The 16,694-nt window shown below is 58.4% G+C and carries 13 protein-coding genes; 3 read left to right on the top strand and 10 right to left on the bottom strand.

Features of this window, described 5'->3' with window-relative positions; translation table 11 throughout:
- Positions 1–366 precede the first annotated feature (366 nt).
- From QA642_RS39925 to QA642_RS39895, 7 genes are all read right to left on the bottom strand, one after another.
- Complete coding sequence (locus tag QA642_RS39925; RefSeq protein ID WP_283081758.1) at positions 367–1,332, bottom strand: hypothetical protein; 966 nt, start codon at positions 1,330–1,332, stop codon at positions 367–369.
- A gap of 126 nt (positions 1,333–1,458) precedes the next feature.
- Complete coding sequence (locus tag QA642_RS39920; protein ID WP_283081757.1) at positions 1,459–2,739, bottom strand: extracellular solute-binding protein; 1,281 nt, start codon at positions 2,737–2,739, stop codon at positions 1,459–1,461.
- Between the two features lie 108 nt (positions 2,740–2,847).
- Complete coding sequence (locus QA642_RS39915; RefSeq protein WP_283081756.1) at positions 2,848–3,699, bottom strand: carbohydrate ABC transporter permease; 852 nt, start codon at positions 3,697–3,699, stop codon at positions 2,848–2,850.
- Positions 3,696–4,538 (bottom strand): sugar ABC transporter permease, encoded by an 843-nt coding sequence (locus tag QA642_RS39910; RefSeq protein WP_283081755.1) that lies wholly within the window; start codon positions 4,536–4,538, stop codon positions 3,696–3,698. The genes QA642_RS39915 and QA642_RS39910 overlap by 4 nt, the downstream gene beginning before the upstream one ends.
- A gap of 128 nt (positions 4,539–4,666) precedes the next feature.
- A complete protein-coding gene (locus tag QA642_RS39905) occupies positions 4,667–5,845 on the bottom strand; it encodes an ABC transporter ATP-binding protein (RefSeq protein WP_283081754.1) in 1,179 nt (392 codons plus the stop codon).
- 902 nt (positions 5,846–6,747) lie between these two features.
- Entirely contained in the window at positions 6,748–8,232 is a 1,485-nt protein-coding gene (locus QA642_RS39900) for an alkaline phosphatase family protein (RefSeq protein WP_283081753.1), read from the bottom strand.
- A complete protein-coding gene (locus QA642_RS39895) occupies positions 8,232–9,374 on the bottom strand; it encodes a PLP-dependent aminotransferase family protein (RefSeq protein WP_283081752.1) in 1,143 nt (380 codons plus the stop codon). Before QA642_RS39895 ends, QA642_RS39900 begins: the two co-directional genes overlap by 1 nt.
- A 1,655-nt stretch (positions 9,375–11,029) precedes the next feature.
- On the opposite strand from QA642_RS39895, the gene QA642_RS39890 reads away from it, so the two are divergent.
- Both QA642_RS39890 and QA642_RS39885 read left to right on the top strand, forming a co-directional pair.
- Positions 11,030–12,229: a pyridoxal phosphate-dependent aminotransferase gene (locus QA642_RS39890; RefSeq protein ID WP_283081751.1), complete on the top strand. Its 1,200-nt coding sequence runs from the start codon at positions 11,030–11,032 to the stop codon at positions 12,227–12,229.
- A gap of 35 nt (positions 12,230–12,264) precedes the next feature.
- Positions 12,265–13,113, top strand: a complete 849-nt coding sequence (locus tag QA642_RS39885; protein ID WP_283081750.1) for an isocitrate lyase/phosphoenolpyruvate mutase family protein — start codon at positions 12,265–12,267, stop codon at positions 13,111–13,113.
- A 657-nt stretch (positions 13,114–13,770) separates the two neighbouring features.
- Here QA642_RS39885 and QA642_RS39880 read toward each other — a convergent pair.
- The 3 genes from QA642_RS39880 to QA642_RS39870 all read right to left on the bottom strand — a co-directional run bounded on the left by QA642_RS39880 (position 13,771) and on the right by QA642_RS39870 (position 16,069).
- A complete protein-coding gene (locus QA642_RS39880; protein WP_283081749.1) occupies positions 13,771–14,796 on the bottom strand; it encodes a nucleotidyl transferase AbiEii/AbiGii toxin family protein in 1,026 nt (341 codons plus the stop codon).
- Entirely contained in the window at positions 14,789–15,379 is a 591-nt protein-coding gene (locus tag QA642_RS39875) for a DUF6088 family protein (protein WP_081494606.1), read from the bottom strand. Before QA642_RS39875 ends, QA642_RS39880 begins: the two co-directional genes overlap by 8 nt.
- A gap of 237 nt (positions 15,380–15,616) precedes the next feature.
- On the bottom strand, positions 15,617–16,069 hold the full coding sequence (locus QA642_RS39870) for a hypothetical protein (protein ID WP_283081748.1): 453 nt from the start codon (positions 16,067–16,069) through the stop codon (positions 15,617–15,619).
- An 11-nt stretch (positions 16,070–16,080) separates the two neighbouring features.
- Here QA642_RS39870 and QA642_RS39865 point away from each other — a divergent pair, with 11 nt between their 5' ends.
- Positions 16,081–16,665: a hypothetical protein gene (locus QA642_RS39865; protein ID WP_271608621.1), complete on the top strand. Its 585-nt coding sequence runs from the start codon at positions 16,081–16,083 to the stop codon at positions 16,663–16,665.
- The last annotated feature ends 29 nt before the right edge of the window (positions 16,666–16,694 follow it).

Raw genomic sequence — 16,694 nt, 5'->3', positions numbered from 1 at the left:
GCCTGCTCCCGCTTTGTCGCTCAATCACCCCTGAGCGCTGCCATCATAGAAGCCACCGCCACCAAGCGAGGGGAGCCCTGCTTTCGATCTTCGTATGACGCGCTCAGCAATAGTCGTCATTCTGAATGCTAGCAAGCGCCTTAGCTCCATCATTGCCGCAAACGGATGTAGATTGACAAACACGGCTTATAGAGGACAGCGCTAACCCAAATGCGAGTACGCCGAAAGCAAAACCGCCGCTGGCTGCTCGATGGCTTGCATGGACAGCAGCGACTGCGAATCGAGATTGAGAGATTGCTCCCCCGCCGCTTCTGCTCGAACATTGTCGCGAAAGTCGACCGCGGGGGCTGTGGCTCAAACTGATCCTTACGAGCAGCTTTTCAGGTCCGCCTCGACAGCGAGCGTTTCGGCATGAAGTGCAAGAATTGCCTGCGCGGTGGCGCAGGCCCCCTTCGCGCCAACGAAGAAGAAATGTCCGCCAGTGGTCTCTCGCGACAAGCGCTTCGGCAGCGACTCGACGAGTGACCGGACCTTATTTAGAGCACTGGGAGCGAATGAGGCGGCGCGAGCCGCGATCACGTGGGCATTAAAGAATGACCAGTTGGCCCGATCCGTTAGCAGGTGGTGCCTATCACTCGAGGCAGTCGGAATGATGGCTGCGCACAGCGGAGCACCTTGAAATTCCATAGCCAGCACGTCCTTCGCCGCATCCCACAACGAATGTTGGATCCGCCCATTGCGCCAGCGAAGAGCTTCACCATGCAGATTCAACGGCGAGCCACCAACGAACTGTCTAAAGTATATTTCGGAAGGAATAATTGATCTCCCCTCCAGGTGATCCTGTTCTGATAGAGCAGCCAGCCAGCATCGGTTGAGCGGCTCGCCCCCCCCCTCGGATGGAGCAAGGAAGGATCGAAAGCCATGCGCCGACAGGGGTGTTTCCTCGAGATTCACCGGCGAGAGGCCTGGAAGCGGAGGCGTTGCCGCAAGGCTTACGAATGCCTCTATGGCAATGTCTCTGCGGGAAGCCGTCGCGGCCAGACGTGAAATAAATCTACCGGCCATACTCCAGCCAACGACCAGGACACGCGGCTTTAGCTTCCATGCATGCAGCTTTGCCGCCACCAGATCGATCAAGACTTCTGACCAGGTTGTGACATCCAGTCCACAAACAGCAGAGTTGAACACCGGGTGTTCGATCGGAGGTGATGGTACAACCAAATTGTACCCCATCGAAGTTAGCCAATAGGCGAGAAAATCCCTGGGATCGCCGTCAGGATAGCCATAAGAAATCCGCCCCAGATGACCACCGCCGGTCAAGAAGAGCACCAAGGCGCACTCTTTTCTCCCGGGACGGCTCCATTCGATATACGGGATGGCGCAAGCCATCCCATATCTTTCGTCCGGATAAAGGCCTGCATTGACCATCGGTACTGTTCGCTTGCTAGCCTCAAACACTCATTTAACGCCGAGAAGCTTTCGCGCCTGCGACGCCATTGCTTGGAGCCCCGCTTCAGGCGCCTTCTGGAGTGTGATGACAGAGCGCATAGCGTCCACGATGACCTTGGTGACTTTTGCCGCGTTCTCTCCTGGAAAAGCGTACCACGCGCGAAGAATCGGTAGCTGTTCGAGGCTCGCCTTATAGTTGGCATTCTTTGCAAAGTGGCCGGAGAGCTCTATTGAATCGCGCGTAGCGAAGTCGTTCGCGGGCAGCCATCCGGATTTGAGTGCCACAATTTTCTGTCCGGCTGGACCGCTCGCAAACTTCATGAATTCCCAGGCGAGCTTCTGTTGCTCCGGTTTGGTCGCAAACATCATTGCGATCGATCCGGCGGCGGGAAGCGTGCCGTTCGCTGCCATCAGAGGAAACCTGCCGACCGCAAGCCTGAATTTATCCTTGCTATCCTCTTCGAAGCGCAGCTGATTTGAATTTGAGTCGAAGATTATGCCGACCTTCCCGGCGGCAAACAAAGACCGAGCCTGGTCTTTCGACATATCAACTGAAGCTTGTCCCGATTCTCCGATCCGTTTGATGATTTCCAACGCCTTCAGGCCTTCCGGTCCATCAAAAGCTATCTTGCTTTCATCAGAATTCATCATAGTCGCATCTTGACTAAAGAGCAGAGCGTCCCAGAAAAAATCCTCACTATTGTATTGAAAAATCAGTCCGACATTTCCTTCGCCCAGCTTGGTGATACTCGAACCAAGTCTTATGATCTCGTCCCATGTCGTCGGGAGGTGAGAAGGATCGCCGCCAACTCTGGCGAGGAGGTCTAGATTGTAGAAGACGACAGGCTCGGCGACGCCGAAGCCTAGCGCATAGCTATCACCCTTGGATGCTCCAATTTTTTCAACCGCTGGAGAAAGCGCTTTTCGGCTGTCACTCGTGTCCGTATTCAGAAATTGGCCGAGCGGAACGGCAAGGTTTCGATCGGTGTAGATTCGCAGACGATTGGCGCCCTGGAATGACACGTCCGGCAACGAACCTGTGAGCGACGCGCGCAGAGTTGCCTGGACGAGATCGTCGTAACCTCTGGTCGAATTATCCAGCTCAACTTTGACGCCGGGATGTTCGTTCTCGAAAGTCCTCGCGAGTTCGACCCACATCGCGTTAAGGTCAGAGGATGCTGCGGTTACCCTTAACGTCCTGCCGTCCTCTGCCTTCGCCGGACTCATGATGCCTCCAACAAGGGCATTAGCGAGGGAGATGACGACAATGATTTTCAAATAGCGCCACATCTGGCTTTCTCCATTTTTGGAAATATTTCGTATTTCTCGCGAGCGGATCCTATGGTCGCTCGCTATGGTTTGAGGCGGCGTTCGGCGACTTCAGCCAGGTTTTTACTGCTACTTGATCGCCCCTTCCGCCAAGCCTTCGATGAACCAACGTTGTGCGGCCAGGAAGGCGACGATAAGAGGCAGAACGACAAGCGTTGCTGCGGCCATGAGCGGGCCGAAGTCGGTGCCCGCCTCCTCGCTCTTGAAGACCATGATTCCGAGCGGCGGCGGCATCAGCGATTGATCGTGCACCGCGATCAGCGGCCAGAACAGATCGTTCCAATGCGAGACGATCGAGAAAATTGCGAAGGCGATCACGGCGGGCAACGCCATTGGCACCATGATTTTCCACACGATTGCAATTTCGGAGAGACCATCGAGTCGCGCGGCGTGAACGACGTCGTCTGGGATGGTCTTAAAGAACTGCCGGAATAGGAATATGCCGAAGGGCGAGACCACATAGGGAAAAACAAGTGCCACATAGGTGTTGAGGATGCCGATCTGATAACCGAGAATGAAGAGCGGCAGCGAAAGTACCTGATGCGGCAGCAGGAGCCCGATCAGCACCAAGCCGAAGAGAGTATCACGGCCGGCAAAGCGGAGTTTGGCGAGTGCGTAGGCGCACGGGGCACAGACGAGGATTTGCAGCGCCAAGATCAATGTGCAGATCATGACGCCGTTGCCGAGATAGCGTGGCAACGGCGCCTGGGTCACTGCCTTTGTATAGTTCTCGACGCCATAGAATTGGACGGGCCAGAACGAAAAGCTGGTCCGGAAGATTTCTCCCGGTGGCTTGATTGACAGCGACACCATCCAGACGAAAGGAAGGAGGATGAGCGCGCCGGTGGCGAGCAGAACGGTATGCCGGAAGACCGCAGCCGGAGACAACAACAGGCAAGCGCGAAGCGCTCTGGTGCTCATTGGTAGTGCACTTTCCGGTCCATGAGGTGGGCCTGAACGAGGGTGAGGGTCACGACGATGGCCAAAAAGACGACGGCGACCGCGGCGCCATATCCGGTGCGCAGATACTCGAAACTCTCTCGATAGAGAGTGTAGAGCAGCATTTCCGAGGCGTGGCCGGGGCCGCCTTGGGTAAGCACTTTTACGGTGTCGAACGAAGCGAACGCTCTCAGCGCGACAACGATGACAACGAACATCGAGACCGGGCCGAGCATCGGCAGCGTGACGGTACGCAGGCGGTCCAGCCACAGGTCAGCACCGTCGACATTGGCCGCATCGTAGATGTCCTTAGGGATGCTCTTGAGGCCCGCGAGGAACAGCACCATCGCGAAGCCTAGGTTCTGCCATATGCCTATTGCGGCGAGCGCCAGCAGAACGGTGTGCTCGTCGCGCAGCCAGTTGGCGGCCGGCATGCCGATCGCAGACAATGTCTGATTGACAAGGCCGATGGTCGGATGCAGCAGCGCCTCCCAGGCAATGGCCATGGCAGACATCGTCGCCATGAAGGGCAAAAAGTGAATCGCGCGGTAGAAGGAGCGGCAGGACTTGCCGCCTTCGATCAGGAGAGCGATCAAAAATCCGACGCTGACAGTGCCAGGGACGACGACCAGCAAGTAGATCGCTGTATTGCGAAGTGAGGACCTAAAGTCCTCGTCTGCAATGACCTCGCGGAAGTTGTCGAGGCCGACAAAGGAGAGCGTCGCCATGCCGAACTGCCAGTCGGTGAATGCGATGACGAAAACGCCGATCACGGGCAGGCAGTAGAGCATGAGCAGAAAGAAGACTGACGGCCCGGCCAAGATCCAAGCCGCCAGGGCTTCGCGAAGACCTCGTCCGGGCGGCTTGGACGCGGCGGGACATCGGAACGTCGACGCACCACCCCTCGGGGAGAGTTCGTGGCATGCACCAGTCATCGCACGAGGCCGCCTCATCGAGCGGCCTCGCGAAGCGGCATGACCGATGCCCGGCTAAGTTCGACTTGGCCACGCAAACGCCGTCCATCGGGGCTAAAGAGAAGGACTCGCTCCGGCCTGATACCGACATGCAAGGTCTGGCCGAGGGTGATACGAGGCCCGTATTCGGCCGGAAGTCTTGCGACCAGCGGCTGGTCGGGGCCCGCCAGATCGAGATGGACGAACAGATCGGAGCCCATATGCTCGATCATGCGAACCGAACCAGTCAGCGTGCTTTGCCCGCCCTGGTCGGCGAGATGAAGAGCCTCCGGGCGGATTCCGAGGCTCAGATGCATACCGGGAAGTGCAGCGGCATCGATCTTGATTGTCGATCCGGCCACGTCGATGAACCCGCGTTCGCGCATCACGCCCTCGAGTATGTTGATCTTGGGCGAGCCGATGAATTCTGCGACGCGCCGATCGCTAGGATCGCCATAAATGTCCTGCGGCGGAGCGACCTGCAGCAACTCGCCATCGAGCATCACCGCGACGCGGTCCGACAGGGTCATGGCCTCGGCCTGATCATGGGTGACGTAGACGAAGGTTCCCCCAAGACGCTGGTGCAGTTCCTTGATCTCCGCGCGCATCTGCACGCGCAGCTTGCTGTCCAGGTTGGACAGCGGCTCGTCCATCAGAAAGACAGCCGGATGGCGTACCATTGCCCGGCCGACTGCCACGCGCTGGCGTTGGCCGCCGGAGAGCTGTCCCGGTTTGCGGGTCAATAGATGGCCGATATCTAAGGACTTGGCGGTGCGGGTGACTTCCATATCGATTTCGGCAGCAATCCGCGCCCTTCCTGGAAGCAGACGGCCGACAAGGGGAAGCCTCTGGATCGCCGTGAGCCGCCGCATCCGGAGCGGCAGCGCAATATTGGCGGCGACCGTCATATGCGGATAGAGGGCGTAAGACTGGAACACCATTGCCACGTCCCGCCGCTTCGGCCTGAGGCCATCGACCACCCGTCCGCCAATTGAAATCGAGCCGGCATCCTGCATCTCGAGCCCTGCCAGCACACGTAAGAGCGTTGACTTGCCACACCCGGAGGGGCCGAGCAGCGTCAGGAACTCACCATCCGCTATCGAGAGCGAGACATCACGCAAGACAGGCGTCGGGCCGTAGTTCTTCACGATCCCGTCAATCGATACCGATGCCATCGCCGTTACTCCCACATCGTGAACGCGTTGCTGAGCACGGCACTGAGATCGCTTAATCCCGTTTGGGCGTGTCCGCTGTTGTGCGCGACGTTAAAAGATCGGACTGCTACAGCCGGATGACGACTATCGAATAATTCGATGTGAGCTTGTCCGAATACGATGACGTCCGATGCTCGGTAAGAGAATGTGTCGAAGCAGCAACGCGTGAAGCGCTGCAGACCTTGCTGCGACCGGAATTGAGCAAGGCGTGACATGCTCGTCAGGCCATAGCTCGCGGTCCTAGAAATTTATCTCGGCCAAATGCGATCCGAGACCCGGCAACAACAAAGAACTGACTGCATATTGCGCGCGTCCGCGCGACCAAACGCAAGCAGCGCGCTGCTCCTGCGGAGCTCTCAAGGCCCACGTCTAAGCGCACTTCGGACCTTCAGGTATTATGCGACATGGGCAGAATCCATTGATGTCCATACCCTCGATGCCGGCTCAGCGTCGGCATACCCCACCGATCGCCAACTTATATTTTGGCATGCGCTTTTGGTCCTTCGACCATTGATTGTGATCAACCGGTCTGCGTCGGCGCCACAACACTGCTGGCCTGGACTGACGGACGGCCGATCCGGCTGTCGACGGCGCATTGCAAACCAGACGTGCTCCCACCGGCCACACAGCACGAAGCTGACGAGACCCGCGACATCCAAGACGTCGCGCGTTGCGACAATGAGGCAGATACGCTGTACTCGATTAAGGTCCCGAGGATCGCGCCTTGGCACCTCAAAGGCCGCCACCATCGCGGTCCCGTTCCTGCTGATAGCCTCGATCTTTTCTTACCGAATGAGCGGCATCTGACAGATGCATATGATCCGCGATGGACGCTTGGCGTGAAACCTTTGCGGCCTCTCACTTCAATAGGAATTCCAACCGCCGGCAATGTAACAGGCGTGGCCGACATGCTCGCGCCGGAGCAACTGCCTGTAGCCTCCGAGGCGCGTCTCGAAGCTCTCCTCGCGTACAGGACTGTCGAAGGCTTCGGACGGCCGAAGCAATTCATGGAGCACCCGCCCGCTCATCGTCGGGGGTGCTTCAATGCCAAGCAGATTCAGAATTGTCGGTGCGATGTCGCAAATACCTGACGCAACGAAAGATGCGCATCCGGCATTCGGAAACACTGATCCTGCGACGAGGCCGACTGCCGCGAGCTCCTTCGGATGGAGGCCGCCGTGAAGACCGAGACCCGCTCGGCGGTCATTGTCATAGAAGGTGCCGCCTAAGAGGCCGAACGGGTCGACGGTATCGTCGGCGCGGAAGGAAAACGCGACGTCCGGGGCGCGGGGATGATCCGCAAAAATCAGGCGATTTGACAGGCTCCCGGCGGCAATGCCGTTGACCTCATCCTTTGCACGCGTGAACAGCGGACCGCACCATGGCTCGGATGTCATAGCCGCAACCAGCCGCGCGACGTTTGCCTCCTCTGGATTGGCAAGATAGAGAGCACCAACCTGGCCTGGCACCACCACCACGTCAACGTCGGCAGACGGTGCCGTACCGGGGTTGAACCCTGCCGCGCGCAGACTATTGGCGACTGAGACTCGTGTATGGCCGGTGATATGGCCGTGGTCCGAGATCGCGAAAATCTGAACCCCAGCCTGCTTTTCCTCGGCCTGCCACCAGTCGAGCACGCGACCGAACTGGCGGTCGCAATGAGCGATGATGGAGCGTGTCGCCTCGGCAGCCGTGCCGTGGAAATGCGAGGTGACGTCCGGCTCACCGTAGGAGAGAATCGTCACGTCGGGTCGATATTTCGGCCAAACGACGTCGAGAAAGGCGGATGTGATCCAGTCCTGTCCGCTGCGATCGGGCTCGGTTTTGGGTGGAGCTGGAGGCAATGGCCCGACACGCCTTTCGATCTCGGTGAGCACATCATCTGGCGCACAGGCCTCACGAAAATGACCGGACAGACGGATATGGCCGAAATCCTCGGCCTTGTGGTGGAATAGCCTGGTGGTACCCGCTGTGTTGGTGGCGAGGACAGCAAGGCTCCGCCCCTTCGCCGCCAAGATCTCGCCGAGCGATGGCGCCGAATAAAGCCGGCTATTGCTCTCGACATCGAGCCGGCGCAGCAGAACCGCGTCGGACGTGTCGATATAGCGCGGCGGGGTCACGGCTCGATCGAGGTACTTGTTGCCGACCATGCCATGCCGGTCGGTGGTGGCGCCGGTGACAAGGCTCGGGAAAGCGGATCGGGTTTCGCTCGGATAGATGGTGCGATGCTTAGCAAGCGTCACTCCAGCCGCCTTCATGCGCCAAAGATGAGGAGTCAATTGCGGGCTAATGAGGTCGGGGCGCAAACCATCAAAGCTCGCGATAATAAAACGGGGATCGCGAGACATCAGCGAACGCCCGCCATAGCCCCCTTACGGGCCGCTTGGAGAACACCTCCAACCACAGCCATAGCCGCCTCCAACTCATCGCGGCTCTCGGGGCTGCCGATGACAAGACGGACATGGTTTACAGGCAACTTCGGATCAGTTGCAAAAATCCGCCCTGGCCGGATGGTGATATATCTTGAAGCGCATTGCGCAACCAGTTCGTCCTGATCGATAATCCCCTCAAGATCGAGCCAGAGGAAAAGCGCATCCGGCCGGGTCCGAAATGAGATGCCAGTGAGCCATTGCGTGGCAATCCTCTGTCTGGCGACCGCCTCTTCTCTGACGCCGGCTACGATCTTTTGCATCGAACCGCTGGCGAGCCAGAGGTTCACCAGTTCGACAGAGAAAGGGGCCGCAAACCAAGTCGACATGCCATAGAAGCGGTCAAGCGTTGTTTGCGCCGCCTTGCCATGAGGCGCAACGAGGTAGCCAACCCGAACACCAGGGCCGACGCATTTTGCAAAACTTGTGATATGCCATGTTATCTCAGGTGCCAACGCGCCAAAGGGAGCTGGAACGCTGTCTGCGAGCACTCCATACACATCATCTTCGATGATGCTCACTCCATATTGCCTTGCGATTTGAACGATTCGTTGTCGTCGCTCGAGCGACATGACGATCGTGGTCGGGTTGTGGATAGTCGGCATCAGAAAGAGCGCCTTCGGCGCGAATTTGCGGCACGCCGTCTCGAACGCCTGAGGTTCCGCGCCGTCGTCATCCATCGCTATTGTTTCTGTCCGGATGCCCTGAAGATGCGCATGCTTGCGAAAACCGTAATAGGTGAGCTCCTCCGTTAAGATGGTATCGCCCGGCGCAGCGACTGATGCGAGGGCAAGAACCATCGCGCTCTGGGCCCCATTGGTGAGGATGATGCGTTGCGGATCGACAGCCCGCAGGAAGCGCAAGGCCAGCCAGTTCGCGGCATGAGCTTTGTCCGCTTCTGTTCCGGAAAACCGATGTTGTCTTACGCCGTTTTGGATCGCCGTTGAAGCACTGAGTGCACGCAGGCCCTCTCTGACTGTCTCTTTCAGGTTCGGACAAGCCGGTGGAGTTGACCGTTCAAGGCTGATAGGCGCCGTTCGGGCCTGATGATCTTTAGACATGTGCTTGTTCCGCCGTTTGTGATTGTATCTGTAGTGACGTGAGGCTCGAGAAGATCGCGCGGTGCAGTGCATCAGAGATCGTGCTGGAAACGATTGCCGGTGAACGGCAACGCCCGTCGCTCTCTTCCTGCGCCACGATGGACGATTTGCAGATGCGTTCGCCCGCGGACTCATGGCCCCGCGTGGTTTTAATGAGAGCCTCGAAGATCGCGATCCGGCGCGACACCCTCAATGGAGCGCTCGCATTTGCGGCCCACCGTTTCGCTAGCAGGTGTTGGCGTAAACGGGGCCGCGCTGGGCTCCCACTTGCACGGCGCCCAAAGATATGAATGCCTGGCCCGCAACGTGCGGCAACAAAAACGGATGCCGGCCCGGGTCGGGGCAGGATGAGCATCGCGGTCCATGGCCTGAGGGCCTCTGAGATCAACATCACGATCCGAGCTTGCCAACTGAAGAGACGTACGAGCCGCGTAATCGAACAGATGCTGCCGACGAATTCAGGTTCCAATCGAGCGCTTCCATATCGTCCCGAAAACTCGCAGCGAACGAGAACCATTCCACTTCTCTCGTCGCATCGGCCGCCGTTAGGAGCTTCAAAACCCGGCCTGCTACAGTTGGATGACAGTCAGCGAATAATTCGATCTAAACCAACCAAATACGCGATGCCCAAGACGAGATGTCGAAGGGCGCTGCGGCTCGAAGCAACGTGTTCCTTTCTGACAGATTGGCCGCGAAGAAAGTACGCGCTTGCTGCGATGGCCGGAGCACGCTTATGCTCGTTAAGATCCAGCGCAGCGCCCTATCTCGTTCGAAGCCGATCACCCGCGCCAGTCGCAATAATGGACTGCCTACGTCCGTCAGCCTCTCTCCGGGTTGCCGTTGAGGCCCTGCAGACGCTCGTCAACTGCTGAGCGCTGGCTGCTTCGACAAGATGGATGCGAACTGCTCGCCCGTCGCGCCCCATTTACGATTGTTACCAATCCGAGGCTCGTGAAGATCTTCAACCGTTCCCGTCGAAGTTGGATAGGACTGCAAACCAACTCATCAGCTCACCATGCATGTACACGATCACTCATCATTTCAAGCACAGGTCAATGCGCGCCTTTGCTGATGTCCTTCAGACCATTGGGACATCTACGACTTAGCGGAATCTGATCTGTCTGGACGCAGCGCAATCGCCACCAGCCACTTTGCGTGCTGCTAGTGCGCTCTATCCGTCGGTACCCATTGCTCTAGCCGGGAACGCCTCCCCACAGATCCGTCGTGAACGTACAGAGCGGAAACCGAGCTGGCGTGCGCCGGCGCAACAAGATCGATCCTGTCGACTGATGACATTCAAGCCTCAACCGTCGCCTCGCACACTGTTCACTCCGACGCGCGTCCGCGACGGTTCCTCGCCGTACGAAGACACCTGGGGCTGCCAGGCGGTATCGAGTGCCGAACCGAGGCGGCTGGCCGTGCAGTCTCAACGTCCGCGAGTCTTCCATCGCCGCCTGGACGGTCCGCAGATGCGGCAGGTCCGGCGGAGACGGCAACTAAGCATCGCCACTTTCGATTATTTCATGCAAAAACATGATTGTGCGATTGGTTAGACTGTTTGGAAGCGGGTAGGAACTGTAAAGAATTTGTCCTTCCAAGTCCGCAGGTCCTCTATCGTGTCTCTCATTGCAGAGCGCCTCCGCGCCGTCCGCCCCTCTGAAACCAAAGCCATGACAGCGCGTGCCGCCGAGCTGCGCGAGCAAGGCATCGATGTGATTACGCTCAGTCAGGGCGAACCGGATTTCGACACGCCAGCCGCTGTTTGCGAAGCCGGCATCCGGGCAATCCGCGGCGGCCGGACGAAGTACACTGCGGTCGCCGGGATCAAGCCGTTGCGTCAAGCGATCCGCGAGAGCTTCAGCCGTGACCACGAGCTCGATTACGCTCTCGACCAGATCACGGTCGGCTGCGGTGCCAAGCAGGTTGTGTTCAACGCGCTCTTTGCCAGCCTCGATCCGGGCGACGAGGTTGTGATCCCGACACCGTGCTGGGTCTCCTATCCCGATATGGTGGCGCTCGCCGGTGGCAAGCCAGTTCTTGTCGCCTGCGATGAGCTCGATGGTTTCAAGCTCCGTCCCGAGGCGCTGGAGGCTGCGATCACGCCGCAAACTAAGTGGTTGATGCTGAATTCGCCGTGCAACCCAACCGGTGCAGTCTACAGCCGAAGCGAGTTGCTTGCGCTCGCCGCGGTGCTGCGGCGGCATGCGCAAATTTATGTGCTGTCGGACGACATTTATGAAAAGCTCACCTATGACGCCGACTTTGCGACCATGGCCGCCGTCGCGCCCGACCTCTATGAGCGCACTTTGACCGTCAACGGCGTGTCTAAGGCCGATGCAATGACTGGATGGCGTGTCGGTTACGGTGCGGGGCCCCTCCCGTTGATCAAGGCCATGAACCTCATCCAAGGCCAGACGTCGTCGCACACCAGCTCGATTTCGCAATACGCCGCCATTGAGGCATTGTCTGGCGGACGAGACCATATCGATGAATTCGTGCGCGCCTTTCTGGAGCGCCGCGACCTCGTGATCAGCAAGCTGAACCAGGCCGAGGGCTTATCGTGCCGGGTGCCTGACGGAGCCTTTTACGTTTTTCCCTCCTGCGCTGGAGTCATTGGCAAGCGCACGCCCGGCGGCAAGGTGATCGAAACCGACACCGATTTTGCCATGTATTTGCTCGACGCAATCGCCGTGGCCGTCGTGCCCGGCAGCGGCTTTATGGCCTCGCCCTATATCCGCATTTCATATGCCTCCTCACTCGAGGACCTCACCCGCGCCTGTGACCGCATCATCGCCGCCTGCGCGGCCCTGTCCTGAAAGATCTGCCGATGCCCCCGGCCAAATGCCTCCGTATGCGCCTCTCCGAAACCAACCTCCTCCACATCATGGCTGCCCATAGTCCTCTTTCAGCGATTCTCGCCGAAGAGGCGGGATTTGAGGGCCTGTGGGCCTCGGGCTTCGAGCTGTCAGCGCTTTACGGCCTGGCGGATATGAGCCTGATCTCGATGACGCAGCATCTGGATACGCTGCGGGCGATCGCCGGCCGCACGACGCTGCCAATCATCGCGGACATCGACACGGGCTACGGCAACGCCATCAATGTCATCCATGCTATCGGCGAATATGAGCGCGCCGGCGCCAGCGCCGTCGTCATCGAGGACAAGACCTTTCCAAAGGTCACGAGCCTTGCAGCCGATGGGCGCCAGGAGCTGCTGCGCATTGCGGAGTTCCAGGGCAAGATCGAGGCTGCCGTCGCGGCGAGACAGGAGCCGGATTTCCTCGTGATCGCCCGCACCGAGGCCTTGATCGCAGGCCTCGGCGAAGCGGAAGCTCTGCAGCGCGCCCACGCCTATGTGGACGCCGGCGCTGACATGATCCTGATCCACTCGAAAAAGCGGGATCCCTCCGAGATCGAAAGCTTTTCGCGCGCCTGGACCGATCCGGTGCCGCTCGTGATCGTGCCGAACGCCTATCCGGATCTCGACGCCGAACGGGTCAAGGCGCTGGGCAATGTCCGTATGATGATCTATGGCAATTACGGCATCCGCGCTGCTGCAACTGCCATGCAGGAGACTTTCCGCCGGATCATTGCTGACGGTGGCGTTCAGAACGTCCACAAGGATATTCTGCCGGTGGAGGAGATTTTTAGGCTCCAGAAGATGCGCGAGGTCAAGGCCGCTGAAGCTCGCTTCCTTCGCTGAACGCTGCGCTTTGATCCCTCCGCAACTCACGCATGCTTGCCCCGCCATCGCCTGCTTGAACATCTCGGCCGCCTTTTCAATTCGTGGTCGAACGGGACGCGAGACTTCTCCGTCTCGCCGCGCAAGCGAAGGTCCTTGAGTCGGAATACCTGTAGCCGCGTCGGATGCGCCAGATTTTTCAGCATGCAGCGGCTTTGCTGGCCGATATCCCGGTCGGCAGTTTTGGAGTTTATCTCGCCGGAAATGACGCGTCGTGCCACCAGTCGACATAGCTTAGACCGTCATTCTCCGTCACTTCGATCAACGACTTATCGCCAACGAGTTTAATAAACTGCTGCGGGGATTGAATCCGGCCTGGTCCGCCCAATCCGCAACTGTTCGGGTGAAATCCCTTTAGCGCATCGCCCGGCTACGGCTTCATGCTCCTGTTGGAGCCGGGAGAGAGGCGGCACAGACGGGTTCAACCTGCCCAACGATGGCGGCACACGCCTCAGGGTCTCTCGTGAAGTCCCTCTGCGGCAGGCGGCAGCCCCGAGAATCCGTAGCCGCCAATCCAGCACCTGTCGCTCGAGTACGAGCTGTAAGCGGAGTTTTCGTCGCGGTTTAGGTGATCTGCACGATAACTGATCGAGCTCAGCGCATGAACTCCGACCATCTCTAGATTTTCAAGGCTGGTCTGTTCGCTCGGCGTTCGATGTCCGCACACCGTTGCATTAGCGTCTCAAAGGTCTCCGGCTCATCCAGCAAGAGGCCGTCGTCGACCATGTGTTGATAGTCCTGTTCCAAAACGGCTCGCGCTTCGCCTTCAGGGACGAGCTTCAATGCACCATTGACTACCTTGTGATAGTCAATCGTCGTACCGGCACGGTCCTTTTCAGAGAAGAACCATGTTTTATGCCCGGCCACCGTGTTGGCCAGTTCTCGGTCTTTTAATGCGGCGTCCGCGATCCCCGCGTCATCCAGCCTCACGAGATCGTACCAGTGGCGAGCAAAACGCTCGCCTCGCAGTTTGCCCTGGACACAAAAAACATGGATGGCGGTCGCCTTCTCCCAGAAGGTGCGCTCCGCTTTCATGGTTTTCGGCCGTGCAATGGGAAACTCGAGAGTTTCAAGATACTGGGCGGCGTCGCAAACCACGTCGTGAAGCTCGCTCGGCTCGCCGGTGGATCTTGCGCCGAATTCAAGCATGACGGCGGGGCTTACATAGCCATTGCCTGTCTCCAAGGGAGCGTATCGGACGAAGATTTTGTCATCATCGGCTTCCGCCTTTGCACTCAGCTTGTCGTTTTCCAGACACTGATTGACAACGGGAAGCGCCTTTTCTTTCACCCAAACTGGAAGTCGCTCTCGGACCTGGTCGCTCCATTTTTTGCCCTGGCTTCGGGTCTGAGGGACGGGATTGCTCTCGCTTGTTTTCACGAGATCAGGGGCTATTGCCCGAATATCGTAGGTAAGGTCGACGTCCTCTGAGAAGCGGCGGATTGCGCCGTACGCCTTGGAAAGGGAGGTTCCGCCCTTGAAAACGAGGTGCTCTCCCAGTGGAGAGGAAAAGAGTGCGTTCAAGCACCAAACAACCCAGACATCTTTCTCAAGGAGATGTGCCGGACGTCCTGAATTGGAAGCAGCAACGCCGAGCGCCTCTCGGCGCTCGGCGTCAGACAGATTTAGGAACCTGTCAGACATGTAGTTCGCTTACCGGCCTGGCAAGCCAAGTCGGCAATGAAGACGCCGCGGACTTGAGTTCCCTCACTTCGGTTGGTGTCAGTTTCTGACTGACCGACCGCAATGCTCGTTCTGCCGTCTTGGGACCCACCCAGGCAAGCGCACGCACCACCTCACCAGCACGACGGTTCGCCAGCGTAAGCTGCCAAAGCGGCGCATGCTTGAGCTGGACAACTTGCTTGCCAAGGTGGAGCTCGCGAGAAGGACCAGAGGTCAGGTAAACCTGACGGACAGGTACCTGCGTTGTCAAACCAAGATGGTTGGCCGCCGCCGCGCCGCTGGAAACAATGGTCTCACCGCTGCGAGCCTTGGTTTCTTCGACGACTTTTTCGACCGACGGAGCTCTAACCCCGAAACGGCTTTCGACCGGACGCAGATACACCCCTCGCCTCGCGCGCAGGAGCTTTCCTCGCTCGGCAAGACGCGAAAGGGCCTGATCGACAGCAGCACGCTTTCCAAGGTGCAAAAGCGCCTTGGCAGCAATCGGCGCGCCTTCGGGCAGTTCTTTGGTGACTTCCAAAATCCGGGTGCTAAGGGCGGTCATGGCTCTCACTCCAGTTGTCAGAAACATAGGAGAACTTCTGACACCCTACAAGAGCTAGATTTCAAAAAGGTTTTCGTTGCCAAATCAATGATTTACGCGATTACGGCCGATTCGGACCTTTTTTTGGAGACAAAAAGGTGGTTCCTGCCCTCCCCGTCCAGCGTGCTGGGCTGGATCGGTATTCAGACGGCCTGGTTATCGGCGGAGCAACCGCAATCGCTTCCCATATGATATGAACTAGCGACCTTCAACGAGGGTTGCCCGCCTCCCACCCACGAAGATCTCCAGATCCAGGGAAAACAGGCAGACGAGATCGACACCGCGGCTCAGCGACAATGAAATTGCGCTGTTGTAAGCCGCACCCCTGTTTGCCTCTGCCGCACCAGATGCTGTTGTCGCGACAATGCGGTAAGACCAGCCCGCACACTTATAGGAGCTGGACTTCCTCGATCGGCCGAACGCAACCGCTCCATCGTGGGCGCTCTCGTTATCCGCCATTGCTTGCCGAACCCGGCTGCCAAAGTCCTCGCCAAAGACAAAGCCTCCACTCAGCATCGGAACGCGAAGCATCGAAACACAATCCGGCGGCTCTTCGCTTCCGGTGAAGAACACGACCAGCAAAGGGTAGCGAGGAAGGCCTTCAGAATGTACTTTCCGAAGCAGCGCTTCGATATCCATTTCCTCAGACATTTGCTTCGGACATGCCTTCAGGCTTTTCGATCTCAGTTATCATCATCGTTGCGGCCGCGGTCTGGGCAATTTCACTCCTGTACTTCGGAGTAGACCTATCCTGGGATTACGCCAAGCCATTTTCGGTCACGGTCGCGGTCGTCACCGGCCTCTTGACGGCCTTCGACCGGGTATTATGGCGGCACTGGCCGTTCCGGCTTTTTCACAAGACACCCGACCTCTCCGGCGAGTGGGGCGCTGAATTATTGTCCTCCTACGCCGAACAGGGTGGCCGAGAGAACAAGACGATAACCGGCGCCGCCACGATTACGCAAACCTACACATCGTTATCGGTTCGATTGGTGACAGGCGAAGAGCCCAACACAAATAGATCCTTTCAGCTAGCTGGACGGCTGATCCGTCACAATGACGGTGTCTATGAAGTGATTGGCGTTTACCAGAGCGACCCCGACATTCTCGCCCGCGGCACGCAGACCGAAATCCACTATGGCGCATTCCGCTACCGCGTCATCGGTACGCCGCCGAAGAAGATGAGCGGTCATTACTGGACCGATCGCAATACCAAGGGATCGATCCAACTCAAGAAACGCCTATGAGAACTTGGTCTTCCAGGTACCGACTTTAG

It is taken from the genome of Bradyrhizobium sp. CB2312, assembly GCF_029714425.1.
Taxonomy (GTDB): domain Bacteria; phylum Pseudomonadota; class Alphaproteobacteria; order Rhizobiales; family Xanthobacteraceae; genus Bradyrhizobium.
Note: the sequence above shows the minus strand (reverse complement) of the source record. Positions and strands in the feature narration are given on the sequence as shown.